The sequence below is a fragment of the Alteromonas sp. KUL49 genome (genome assembly GCF_006538345.1).
GTDB lineage: Bacteria > Pseudomonadota > Gammaproteobacteria > Enterobacterales > Alteromonadaceae > Alteromonas.
In genome coordinates this window covers 224,185-237,348 of the sequence record NZ_BJKL01000001.1, presented here as the reverse complement: position 1 = coordinate 237,348, position 13,164 = coordinate 224,185, and the positions used below count along the sequence as shown (strand labels likewise).

8 protein-coding genes are annotated in these 13,164 nt (G+C 45.8%); 2 read left to right on the top strand and 6 right to left on the bottom strand.

The features are described from left to right. Positions 1-3: 3 nt before the first annotated feature. From EYS00_RS01100 to EYS00_RS01075, 6 genes are all read right to left on the bottom strand, one after another. Complete coding sequence (locus tag EYS00_RS01100) at positions 4-1,410, bottom strand: FGGY-family carbohydrate kinase (protein ID WP_130634738.1); 1,407 nt, start codon at positions 1,408-1,410, stop codon at positions 4-6. 42 nt (positions 1,411-1,452) lie between these two features. After that, entirely contained in the window at positions 1,453-2,598 is a 1,146-nt protein-coding gene (locus EYS00_RS01095; RefSeq protein WP_130634737.1) for an alpha-hydroxy acid oxidase, read from the bottom strand. Between the two features lie 105 nt (positions 2,599-2,703). Next, positions 2,704-4,398, bottom strand: coding sequence for a cytosine permease (locus EYS00_RS01090; protein ID WP_130634736.1), 1,695 nt, complete (start codon positions 4,396-4,398; stop codon positions 2,704-2,706). 197 nt (positions 4,399-4,595) lie between these two features. Beyond that, positions 4,596-5,888, bottom strand: coding sequence for an L-rhamnose catabolism isomerase (gene rhaI, locus EYS00_RS01085; RefSeq protein ID WP_130634735.1), 1,293 nt, complete (start codon positions 5,886-5,888; stop codon positions 4,596-4,598). Between the two features lie 24 nt (positions 5,889-5,912). Further along, the gene (locus EYS00_RS01080) at positions 5,913-8,105 is read right to left on the bottom strand and encodes a bifunctional rhamnulose-1-phosphate aldolase/short-chain dehydrogenase (RefSeq protein ID WP_130634734.1); all 2,193 of its coding nucleotides are present in this window, start codon (positions 8,103-8,105) and stop codon (positions 5,913-5,915) included. Positions 8,106-8,479: 374 nt separating this feature from the next. Continuing rightward, positions 8,480-9,724 (bottom strand): serine hydrolase, encoded by a 1,245-nt coding sequence (locus EYS00_RS01075; RefSeq protein WP_130634733.1) that lies wholly within the window; start codon positions 9,722-9,724, stop codon positions 8,480-8,482. Between the two features lie 236 nt (positions 9,725-9,960). On the opposite strand from EYS00_RS01075, the gene EYS00_RS01070 reads away from it, so the two are divergent. Beyond that, entirely contained in the window at positions 9,961-12,063 is a 2,103-nt protein-coding gene (locus EYS00_RS01070; protein WP_130634732.1) for a transcriptional regulator, read from the top strand. A 120-nt stretch (positions 12,064-12,183) separates the two neighbouring features. After that, positions 12,184-13,059 (top strand): alpha/beta hydrolase, encoded by an 876-nt coding sequence (locus EYS00_RS01065; RefSeq protein ID WP_130634731.1) that lies wholly within the window; start codon positions 12,184-12,186, stop codon positions 13,057-13,059. The last annotated feature ends 105 nt before the right edge of the window (positions 13,060-13,164 follow it).

Sequence of the window (13,164 nt, the reverse complement as noted above, 5' to 3'; positions counted from 1 at the left end):
TTATCAGTGGTGGTCGGCTAGTTGTTGAAGCCATTGAGCTTTGTAGTCAGTCAAGCCAACCACATCGACTTTCGCAGCCATCTCAGTGTCGATTTGGCTTGACGCCTCCTCCCAACACGTAAGATATGCAGCTCCAAGTACAGTACCCGTAGCATCCTTTGACAGCAGAACCTGCTGGTGACTTCTCAGTTGATTAACTAAAGCACACAGAAGTGGATTTTTGAGGAAAGCTCCCTCGATATAGATGTCCCCTTGCGCATCAAGGTTATCAAGTTGATGGTCGATCATCAGTGCACAATAAAGCGTAGCTAACGCTATACCACTCACTTTATCGACTTGCCCAATGAACTCGGCCTTTCGTCCACCAAACGGACCGCTTCCATCACTAAAGTCCGGCAGCGCAAATACTTGGCTATCAATCACCTTTTGAATGTCATCTAAACCAAATTGTTCGCCCAACCATGATCCAGCCTGCTCACATATTGCTTCAAATTCTCGTCCCCCCATAAAACGGGCGCAAGCAATAGGAGAGCCAAGAGCATCAATATTGGCAAGCATATCGCGACTCGCATCAAGATTTGATAGCTCGACTTGCGATGCCATGAGAATGGTCCAGGTGCCAGTTGAGATTACCGTAAAGGGTGTGCTCTCTTGCGCTAAACGGTAGCGCAGAAAACTCGCATTGCTGTCGTGAATACCACTGAAAAATTCACAGGTTTCAGGTAACCCAAGCTGATTGGCTAAGTCCGGAAGTATCACACCACAAGATTGCCACGCCGGCGCCATAGGTGGAAACTTGTCACGACAATCAAGGGTATCAACCAAAGCTGAGTAGTCGTTATTTTCGATTGACCATAAGTCAGTATGACAACCGAGTGAAGTTATTTCGGAGTAACGGGCACCGGTGAATCGCCATGCCCAGTACTGAGGATACATCAATATATCAGTAGCCTTGCCGAAACTATCTGGATAATGTTGCTTCAGCCAAAACAGTTGCCTTCCCAAGTTCAAACCAGCAGGCAACGACGGTGAGTAGGTATGCTCAAAAGGACTACACGCTGTTTGATAAGCTTCCGAATTGCTAAAAGTATCGGTGTATTCGTAGTCCAATACAGGAAGTACAAGCCCATTAGTTCCTTGCTTTGTATTGTCTATAAGTGCAGCGGTTGCGCCGTGGGTAGTAATTGTCATTTTAGCGATGAAGTAATCACTTGAAGCTTCGCATATAGCGCTGCAAAGCCAATCCCAAATATCTTCGACACGAGCACTCGGGAAAGGCCCGCTTGTGTCCACCGTATTCGACATTTGTTTTGAAAACACACTTTCACAAGTACCATTTAAGATATGAAGCTTAACGTGAGTCTTACCAATGTCGATGATTAGCGCATGTTCATTATTGTGTTTTGTCATAGCAGTGGTCTTTCTGGGCGTTGGGTTAGGGTAATTACAGCACTAGCGAAAACGCAGGTTTCCACGAGTAAGTTGGTCAAGTGATGTACATCCCATGAGCTTCATTGCACGCTCAATTTCCGCACGCATTTGACCAAGGGCTCGTTCTACACCGGGTTGACCCGCAGCAGCCAAAGGGAAAAGATAATAACGACCGAGCCCAACGGCTTTAGCGCCTAGAGAAAGGGCTTTGAGTACATGAGTTCCGCGCTGTACACCACCGTCCATCATAACGTCTAGCCTGTCTCCCGCCGCATCAACAACCTCGGTAAGTTGGTGGAATGCAGTGCTTGAGCCATCCAATTGACGTCCGCCGTGATTCGACAGAATAACACCGGTACAGCCTACATCTGCCGCACGCTTTGCGTCATCACCCGACATAATACCTTTGAGGCAAAATTGACCATCCCAGAACTCTGCCATTTCGGCAACGTCGTCCCAGTTCATGGAAGGATCTAGCATCTCGGTAAAGTAACGCCCGATAGACAACGCACCACCACTCATATCCACATGGCTATCAAGTTGGGGAAGTTTGAAACTCTCGTGAGTAACGTAGTTGATGCCCCACATTGGCTTAATAGCGAACTGGAGCATACCAGCGAGAGTGAGTTTAAATGGAATTGAGAATCCAGTACGTAAATCTCGCTCTCTGTTGCCGCCGGTAATACTATCAACCGTTAGCATGAGCACTTCCACGCCAGCTTCCTTTGCTCGCTCAAGCATAGCGCGGTTCAAACCACGATCTTTATGAAAGTAAAACTGGAATACTTGTGGGGTAGAGTAGGTTTTACGTAGCTCTTCCATACTCACCGTACCCAAAGACGACACGCCAAACATGGTACCGTACTTAGAAGCAGCTGCCGCTACTGCACGCTCACCACGGTGGTGAAACAGCCGCTGTAAGGCAGTTGGCGAACAATACACGGGTAGGTCGAGCTTTTGTCCCATCACAGTGGTAGACATATCGACAGACTCAACGCCTCTGAGAACACTTGGGATCAAATCACATTCTTCAAAACTCGTGGTATTGTTTCTGTACGTTACTTCGTCGTCTGCAGCACCATCGATATAGTTAAAAATTGGCCCTGGAAGTCTACGTTGGGCGAGCTTTCTGAAATCTTTAAAATTGTGACATTGCTTTAAACGCATAGGGTACTCTTAACAACTTAATAAAAGCGTCATTGCGTGCCATGAGATGGCTTTTCGAATAACAATGACGCTCTAGAATAGATAATTAATACTTTGAACTAGCGGTTAGTTCGATTGTACCGCCTCACCAGCCGATGCATCTGAATCTTCCTTCGAAGCAAGATATGCATAGGTCGCTGTAACGAAATAAGTCAACGTAGGGAAAATCAACCACGACGATAATAGGGTTGAATCCCCCTCTAGATAGGCCATTACGCCCATACCAACGCATACAATTAGTGCAGACCAAGATACGTACTTTGCTAATACCGCCATCATCGGCTCTACACTTTCAATCGCCACACTTTCACCATCCTCACCTTTGAGGTAGCGAACTTCTGCAATTTTTCGTTTAACTTCTTCTCGCTCAGCATCTTTTGCTTCAGGGTAATCTGCTTTTGCCCCCATCATCGACGCCAAACCAATATAAAGCGCAGTCGCAAAGACCCAAAGAGGAATAAGAATGAAGAACAAGTGCAATAGACCGGCTTGTTCAACGGCAATACCCGCAATCATCGACACGATCCAGGTAGAAAAAGCCGCCCAGTTTGTCGTATTACCCTTGTATTTCGACCAGTAACGCGTGAAGCCAATTTTAGGGAAAATCCAATGTTCTGTGACTATGATGGCACCTACTGGCGCAAGTAATAATCCCATGTAACCGACAAACCCGAGCAACCCCGAAAACACAAAAGGGGAGCAAGCAATTATAGTAGTGATTACGCCCACAACTATAGTCACACGGGTACGTCCCCATTTGTGGTTCAGTGAGCTAAACGCAAGACCAGCGCGATAAATGGTGGGGTTAGATGTTGTCCAACCGGCAATAATCACCGCCAAAATGCCCGACGCACCGAGCGCTGTGTACGCTACTGATCCTGGGTCTATAGCAGTGATGGTGGTTTGCAATACGATTGCGCTACCCGCTCCCATAATGCCTGCACACACCCACGCGAGGTAGTGACCGATAAACATACCCAGAGCTGAGAAGTAACCATACTGAGGCTTTTTGGCAAAGCGCAATAGTGTCATGTCACCAAGGCTTCCGTGCATGGCTAAGTTGGCAACCCATGCGAAGGCCATTACATGCCAGAAGCCTACTTCGCCTTCCGTATCACGCCAGATCGATTCGCTAGCAACCACCAAAAAGTCACTGAAGCTATGAATACCTTCAACACCGGCAGTCGCACTCACTAGTATGGGCATCATGGCGAGAGCGCCAATAATAAACATCAAAATCATCCATGGCGCGCAGATTTCCGCAAAGGCTGCGAGCTTCTTGAACCCTTTCACCGCCATGTAAACCACAACGGCCCCCACACCAAGGACCACCAGCACAAATCTGAGGTCGCTCGGGAAATAGCCGACCTGGTCTTCAATACCGAAGAGGATCCTTACTGCTGAGGCGGATACGGTGATCATTGCGCCTGCCAGCACGCAGAACAAAATACCATTGACCACACTGTATAATTTGATGGTGCCCGGACCTGCGATTTTTTCCAGATAAGCGTAAAGGGTGAGTCGAGTGTCTGTGGCGATGGGCGCTGTTATTAGACCCCAGGTAAGTACGGCAAGTAAGTTACCCCATAAAAGGCCCAATAAAATATCTGTTGCACCTACACCCCACGATACAAACAGAGCACCGATAACGAATTCAGTCCCTGCAACGTGCTCGCCCGCATAACTTGCAGCAAAAGGCTTAGCGCCTTGCAGTTTTTCAGGTGATACCGGCTTAGATTCAAACTCTTCAGCTGTCGACATGATGTCCTCCACACTCGCCTCGCACATGGCAACTCTGCGCGATAGACGAACTTATTATTGTTTTATTCTGAATTTTTGGTTTTATCTTCAGCGCATTACGCTTAGCAAAGAAGGAAGTATTTTCTCCCTTCACAAATAAAAAAGAATCACAAAAGCAGCCACCTTTGTGATTCTTTACCTACTCAACACAATTTCATTTACACAATGCCAGAGCCGTTGCCACCACTATTAGGGCGCTCTTCTCCAGCCTGAGCGCGGTAACCCGACGCTCGGTAGACGGCGATAGGATCAATTGCGCCGCCTTTATTCATGCGAGCTTTCGCAAGAATAGGTGAAACATCAGTATTGAAGGCTTGTTTTAGCGTATTGCTAGCCATTAATGCGTCATTCTCATACTGATATTCGCTAAGTTTTACACGGTCAACTAGAAGTGCTGCTACGTAGGAACGCTGTACACTTGCTGCCGAGTTCATCAGGCTCTCAATAGGATCAGTCACGTTGTGTGATTGGTCTAACATATAGTTAGGGCCAAAACCCTCTTGATTGCGATATTCTGCATCAACCAGCTCGTTGAAGATAAGGAACTGCTGGTACGGATGAAGACTACCACTGTCTAAATCGTCATCACCGTATTTTGAATCGTTGAAGTGGAAACCACCCAATTTCTTGAATTGAATCAAACGCGAAACAATCATCTCAATGTTTACGTTAGGCGCGTGGTGACCTAAATCAACCAATGACTTCGCCTGTGGACCAAGTTCCATCGCAGCCAGAATGTTACTACCCCAATCTTGAATGATGGTGGAGTAAAAAGCTGGCTCGAACATTTTGTGTTCAATGTGCAATTCCCAATCAGCAGGAAGACCAGCATAGATTGTTTTCATGCTGTCGAGGTAACGCTCAAATGCATGTTGAAAGTGCTGCTGACCTGGGTGGTTTGAACCATCACCTACCCAAACTGTAAGAGTTTTTGAACCAAGAGTTTTACCCCATTCAATACAGTCTAAGTTGTGTTGAATCGCTAGTTCTCGTGACTCAGCACTAGTGTTGCTTAGGCTGCCGTACTTGAAGCTATGTTCTTGACCCGCTTGGTCTTGGAACGTATTTGAGTTAATAGAATCCCATTTTAAAGACAGGTTATCTGAAAACTGCTTGAGTTCAGAAAAGTCGTCTACCTTGTCCCAAGGAAAATGCGGAGATACGCGTTCAGTACACTGAGATAAGTCGTTGATGACCGCGCTATCTTCAAGCTTTTCCCAAATGTTACGAGGTTCGCCAATACCAGGGAACCGAGCGAAACGCGTCCCACCCGTGCCTGTTCCCCAAGAAGGAACGGCAATTTGAAAGGCTTCTGCTTTTGCAGTAATTTCATCAATGTTGATGTTTTGGCGCGCTAGCTTTGAGGCTAATGCATCATAATCTTCGTTCAAGTAGCCTTCTAGCTTTGCGTTTTCTTCGGCAATAAGGCCTTTATCAATACGTTGAGTCATTATTGTATTCCTAAACTGCTTGGATTAGCGCAAGAACGCTTCATGTAATCCGCCATCAACACTGATGATTTGACCGGTAGTTTTGCTCAACTGGCCAGACACCATTAAATAAGCCGCCTCGGCTTGGTCTGCCGGCGTAATAGGCTGCTTGGTTAGCGTGCGCTGTGCATAGAACAGAGCTAGCTTGTCGCGTAATTCGTCATCGCTATCAGACTCTGCAAACTCTACATTGTATTTGGTTAATGAGGCGATAACACGGTCACGAGGGAACATGGTGCTGCCCTTAACTACAGTAGCAGGTGCCAGTCCGTTGACATTAACTAGAGGTGAAAGCTCTACCGCTAACTCACGCACTAAGTGGTTTGCTGCTGACTTACTGGTGTCGTATGCCAATGAGCCTTTCTTAGCGACAGCAGCATTAACACTTGTGGTCAATACAAGCGCGCCTGGAAGGTTTTGAGCCTTCCAAATCTTGTTAGCTTCAGTGCCAACAATATAGCCACCTTTAACGTTTACAGCAAAGCTCACGTCGAACATTTGATCGTCGCTCATACCTGCTTGTCCAGGCGCCAAGAATACTCCCGCGGTAACGATAACTTTATCGATACCACCGTAAGCCAGTAGTACCTTGTCGAACATCGCTTTTACGCTTTCACGATTTGTAATATCAACGTCTAGCGCAATTGATGGACCACAGCCTGAAATACCTGTACCCGCAACACCGATACCTTGACCGTAAATTGCGGTAAGCTCGTCGGAAGTAACTTGTGCAGCGTTTAAGCGCAAGTCTGCACATACTACATGTGCACCTTCTTTAGCGACGCGGAACGCTGTCTCTTTACCAATACCGTCACCAGCACCGATAACTACAACAACATCGCGTGCGAGTGGTGCTTCTTTTGGCATACGCTGAAGCTTGGCTTCTTCGAGTAACCAATATTCAATATCGAAAGCTTCTTGCTGTGGCAATGCGATGTACTCGTCAATTGCCTCTGCACCGCGCATAACTTCAACCGCACAGTTGTAGAACTCAGCAGTAACACGTGATTCACTCTTGTTCTTACCCCAGGCAACCATACCAACACCAGGTATTAAGCAGATTGAAGGTGATGAAGCACGCTGTGCTGGAGAATTGTCATGTTTACACTGCTCATAGTAAGCACTGTAATCTTTTTTGTACTTGCTTACGCCTTCTTCAAGTAGTGTTTTCAAAGTCTCTACAGAGTCTGTCTCTGGATTCCAATCAACATACAAAGGCTTGATCTTCGTGCGTAAGAAGTGGTCTGGGCACGATGTTCCTAAATCGGCTAAGCGAGGTGCATCAACACTGTTTACAAAACGCAAAATGGTGTCGTCGTCTTGAACAGTACCGATAAGCTTTTTCTCACCAGAAACCAATCCGCGAAGGAAAGGGAGTACCTCAACAAGCACTGCTTGGCGGCCTTCTTCATCGAGCTTCGCATACTTTTGACCACCAAAGGTCATTTCGCCTTTGTCGTGTTCTTCAATGAACTTTGCAGCTTTTTCGATGATATCTAGACTTAGCTCGTAGCAAGCTTTGTTATCGTTGTCCCAGTTGATAACACCGTGCCCAGCAAGAAGAGCCCCTTTAGCGTCAGGGTAATCACGACAAATAGACTGAAGCTGAAGGCCAAGGTCGAAACCTGGACGTTGCCACTCAGTCCATACAAGGTCGTCACCCCATATTTTTGTTGTTAGCGCTTTAGAGTTCTTACTTGCTGCTACTGCAATTACAGAGTTAGGGTGCATGTGGTCAACATGCTTGTAGGGTATAAAGGCATGCAGCGGTGTATCAATTGATGTAGCTCGAGGATTTAGGTTAAACGTAGCGTGGCGGTACATTGCTACCATATCGTCTTCGATTTGCGTTTTCACGCCCACTTCATCGGCATTGTTATAAATGTCTTGAAGTGCAATAAGCTTGTCCATGTAAAGCGATGAGAAGTTTGCCGCTTTAGAGGTTCTCAGGTCACCACCTGAGCCTTTCACCCACAACACTTCGACTTCTTCACCCGTCAGAGGGTCTATTTCCATTGCTTTTGCTGACGTATTACCACCACCGGTATTTGTAATACGCTGGTCATCACCCAGAATATTCGAGCGATAAACTAGAGCATCTACAGGAGACAATCCTTCAGCTTTAGCGTCATCCCAACTGTAGTCTACGTGTAGATATTCTTTATTGTTGCTTGGCATTTAAAAAACTCCCACTTCTCGTGAAACAAGCCATGTAAATAATATGGGTGTATATATTACCGCCAAAGCCTCCACAGTCAACCATTATCACTCATAATCAATCATATTTTTACAAAAACAAAACAAAAACAGCCTTAAAGCTGCTTTTTGTGATTAAAAAGTAAACAAAATGTACTGATCAAATAAAATTCATCATTAAACGGAGGCTATTGTGTACTGATAGAAGCTCAGCGCCTCTGTTTGATTGATGTAGAGAAATTATAGAAGTGGATATGAGATCCAGAGGTGACTAAGTTGAGTGGGCGACAATATTTAGGCGCTGAGGATTATTGAATATCTTCAATAATCCTCAGCCAGTGCTAGTGTACGTTTTATCAATGAGAAGCAAATACTGGCACTATACGCTCTGCTGTAATTTGTTGGGTAATGTCGTTGCGCTCATGGGCGGTCACCACCACAATCAAATCCAAATCTTTAATTACCATGATATACATGCCACCGCCGCCTTGTGCCGAAAAAGTATAGTACTGCTTGTCACCATAGCGAAGCTCCGTTCCCCACCAGAAGAACCCATAGCCTTGCTTGGAGACAAGGTCACCGCCTCCGTAAATGTCATCGTCACCAGTGAAGATTTGTCGGCTAGTCGCTTTGTCTAGATAAGCCTTAGAAATTAGCTGCTCACCTTGCCAAACACCGTCATTGATAACCAACATACCCATTTTCAACATATCCCGTGACGTTACACTTACCCCGGAGCCTGAAACAGGCAGGCCACTGGGTGCTGTACGCCAGCCATAGTTTGTAATGCCCAACTTGCCAAATACTTCCTTGGTAACAAACGCTCTTGCACCGCCCGGCACTACAGCATCGATAACTTGCATGACAAATTGTGGCCCCGTGCCGTAGTTGAATACTTGTGATTCATCAGTGATTGGCGCACTTTCCTCTAATATGGCTTGGATCTCACCTTGCCCGTTTACCCGCTGAGTATCTTCGCGAAGGGTATCCCACACTTCCTCTTCAATCTCTATACCCGTTGTCATGGTAAGCGCATTGAAAAGTGTGACCTTTTCAGCACCACTGACTAAGTTAGCTCGATCAATATTGTCTAAAAAGCTAATCACCGGTTTATCTAAATCGGCCATGGTTAAGTAACCCAGCTGAATAGCGCGGCCCAGAGCAAGCGAGGTATAACTTTTTGTCGCTGATGATTGGGGATGGGATAAATCCACTCGCCCGCGTTTAAAGTAAGACTCAAACAACAGTGTGTTGTTTTTGGCAATGAGCAACGAGTCATAAGCGCCTCGCTCACCAGTAGATAGCTCTAGTGCAAGGGCGGCAATGGCTTTGCCATCTTTACCGGTTAAGCTACCCACTGGAATACCGTCACCTCGATTTTCGGGCGACCTACTAATATAAGGCGTTTCTAGTTCGGAGATATCCATAAATCTGCGTTCAATTTCTGGCATGCGCCAGTGTTTGATCGGCGCTTCTTCAGCACTGGCTGTTGGTGCTGTAGCGCGAGTTTCTGCCAATGCTATGGTGCTATTCAAACTAGTAACAACAGCAACACACAAACCAAGCAACCCGGCGCGTCGAGAATGTAGTTTTACCCTCATAAATCATTCCTTATCTTCATTGAAAGCCAATCCTGATATTGGCGCTATTCATCGAATTTGTGTTTTCAACATACGCTTACTGGCATAAAACACATGAAAACAGCCTGATTTTTTGCTGATTTTTGAGTGATCACGTGCACTTAAATACTTATCAGGGAGTTATAGTGATACCTTAGCTATCGCAGAAGTTACTCCATTAGAATATAAGTGCACGGTTAACATAAGCTTGAGGTTTTATGGCAGAACAATATTGGATTGGCGGCTTTTTTGTAGACGTGTCGCGCAATCAAATTACCCACAATAAAACTGCACAGACAATTCCACCCAAAGCTTTGGCGGTGCTCACTTACCTTGCCCAGCGACAAGGCCAAGTAGTTAGCCAAGAAGAGCTCATGGATAATGTTTGGAAAGACACGATTGTTTCTCCTAATTCATTACAGCGCTGTATTGCACAGCTGCGTAAAGCCTTTGGTGACGATGGTAAATCGCAAGACTTTATTAAGACTCATGCTAAAAAGGGCTATAGCTTAGAGACGGATATTCGCTGGGAACAGGCAACCGCTTCGAAAGAAGATGAAGTTAAATCTACGCATGACGCTAGGGCGGAAAGACCGAAGAATAAGTGGTTTGTTACCGCCTGCTTGTTTATCGCTATTTTCGCAGGGCTTATTACTGTACTAAATACACCACGGTCCTCGGACGATATAGTGATAAGCGACATTCGCCTGTTGACCTCTACCGACAACAGAGAACTCGCCAGCACCTATTCGCCAGACGGACAGTACATCGTATTTCAGCGTTTTCCCGAGGTGCTGTGTACCAGTAATTTGTGGGCAAAGCATATTCAAACTCAGGAAGAGTTTCAGTTAACCCAGGAGTTAGGCAATTACGGAAACTTATCATTTTCGCCTGACGGAAACATCCTCACATTTATCGAACAGAATAACTGCACACCACCCGCTCAGCAAAAGAACTGTTTCAGCTTACAGCGTCTCGACTTTGCAGCAGCCCTAAATTCCCCCCAATCACCCACGACGGTGGTGGAATGTACCAATACTGAAATACGCACCCCTATTTGGTTAGATTCGAGCACTGTTGCCCTCATGCGTAAAGCAAACCAACGCTGGCAATTGATTCGCTACAATATTGAAAATGATTCCACGAATAGTCTGCACGAGGTGATTAATGGCAGTGTGGTGTCGTACGACGTGTCTAGCTCAAACCGGGAGATAGCAGTCACATCAGTACACTCCGACAACAAACTATACATTGAAAAGGTGTCCTCTGATGGTGAACTGCTCTCGAGTCATGTTATCGAATTTCCTGCAGATATTCCCAAGTTCACCTTTATTTCCCCGAACTTTTCGCCTATCGAAGATCAGCTTATCTTTAGTACGGGCAAGCAGTTATTTACACTAAACTTTGAGGGAGAAGTGTCTAAAGTCAGTCTGCCCCTTACCGATGCTATTGGCACTCCAGAGTTTCATCCCGATGGGCAAAAAATGATAGCCATTAAAGGGCATTATGACAGCGATATTGTGTCTATTCCTTTTGCTGACCTACCCAATCAATTTGAGCAGCTAAACAGCAATGTCATTGTACGTTCAATGCTTGAGGAAAACCGAGGGAAGTTCCAACCCAGTGGCAATGCCGTTGCATACTCGTCTGAAGGAGACGGCACCTCTCAAGTGTGGCTTTCGGATCTCAGTGACAGTGACTCTAATTCCCGGCCACTTAGTCAGTTCCCGGTTAACACGTATGTGAGAAACCTGTTGTGGTCGCAAAGTGGTGAAAGTTTACTGGTGAACGGATCGTCACAACTCTTCACGCTACAACTTAATGGCGATATGCAACCTTGGGCCTCACAACATGCCGTAAGAGACTTATATCACTGGAACGAAAGCACGAACACTGTACTCGTGAATGTTCGGATAAACGGCGCACTAAAACTAGCCGAAGTTGACCTAGTGAACGGCGGTGCAGAAGTTCTCACAGATAAGCCGGTAAAGTGGGCAGGGAAATACAACAACCAGGTGATATTTATGGATAGCCAGGGCGTATTTTGGCAAATAGGTGCACTAGAAGCAGCAGTGATCCCAGCACTCGAAGGGCAAGGTAGCGACAAGCGAGCAGTTATTAAAGGCAATGTGATTTACAGTATCAATGATAGCTTTCAATTGTGGTCATATAATATCGACGCGCTAGAGTTTAAGGTGTTGGCACAGCTACCAGACGAAGTCGACTACATTACCGACGTGAATGATTCGCACATACTGCTCACTTATCGAATAGCGGCCAGAAAAGACGTAGTAGAACTGACACTCGAACAACAAAGGTAAAAATGCACAGTAACCGTTCACAATAACTACAAAATCAGAAAGAAGTCAGGTGGAAATCAAGCGATAAACTCGCAGCTCACTATAGTAGGCACTTCAATTACACCAAGTTAAGAGTGCACGATGATCAAACACCTACTGTTACTTACTATGGCTAAGCTCCTGCTCTGTCATACTGCTTTAGCGGCCACTCAAGCCTACCCAATGCCCAGAACCCATGTGGCTCCCATCACCAACTCAGTCACTGGCGGACTGTACGAGCTCTATATCAAACTTCCAGAGAGTTACGATGCTGATACGGACAAAAGCTACCCGGTTGTTTATACCACCGACGCCTATTGGCACATGGACCTACTGTCTGGTGCCACTGAGTTTTTAATGCCCGAAGTCATTTTGGTGGGAATTTCATGGCAAAAGAACATGCCTGCAACTATTGATTACGGACATCGCCGAGCCTTCGCCAGCCGTTTTAGAGACTACTCATTTGTGGCTCATGAAAAAGAAGACATCCAAACTAAGTATCAATTTGGTCAAGCAGACATGCACCTAGCCTTTATTCGTCATCAAGTCATGGGCTACGTTGAAGATAACTACCGCACTAACATCGATGAAAATGCCTACTTAGGGTACTCGATGGGCGCAGAGTTCGGCGCGTATATTTTACTCTCGCACCCCGATACCTTTAAGCATTATATTCTCGGCAGCCCATCGCTCGATCTTATGAGCTTTGATTCTTTAAAGAAACTTGAAGCCCCTACAGCGGAGCAAACTGGTGACGTTCAGGCTAATGTGTTCGTTTCCATTGGCGAACTGGAAGAATCACGCATGGACCTTACCCAGCAATTTACCGCGCTACTTAAAAGCAGGGAAGGTAATGGGTTGTCAGTTTCTGGTCTGGAAGTGGTTAAAGATTCTGATCACAGCACAGCGGTACCAGAGACTTTTGTGCGAGGGATTAAGTGGTTGAAGCAGCTAATATCAAAAGACTCTGATACGTAGCGTATAAATTAGGACTCCATCGAGTCTCCGATCAAATCAACTTTACAGATTTCTAAATCGGAGCTAAGGTTTAAAATGAAAAGTATGGTTATTTATGTTTTTCAT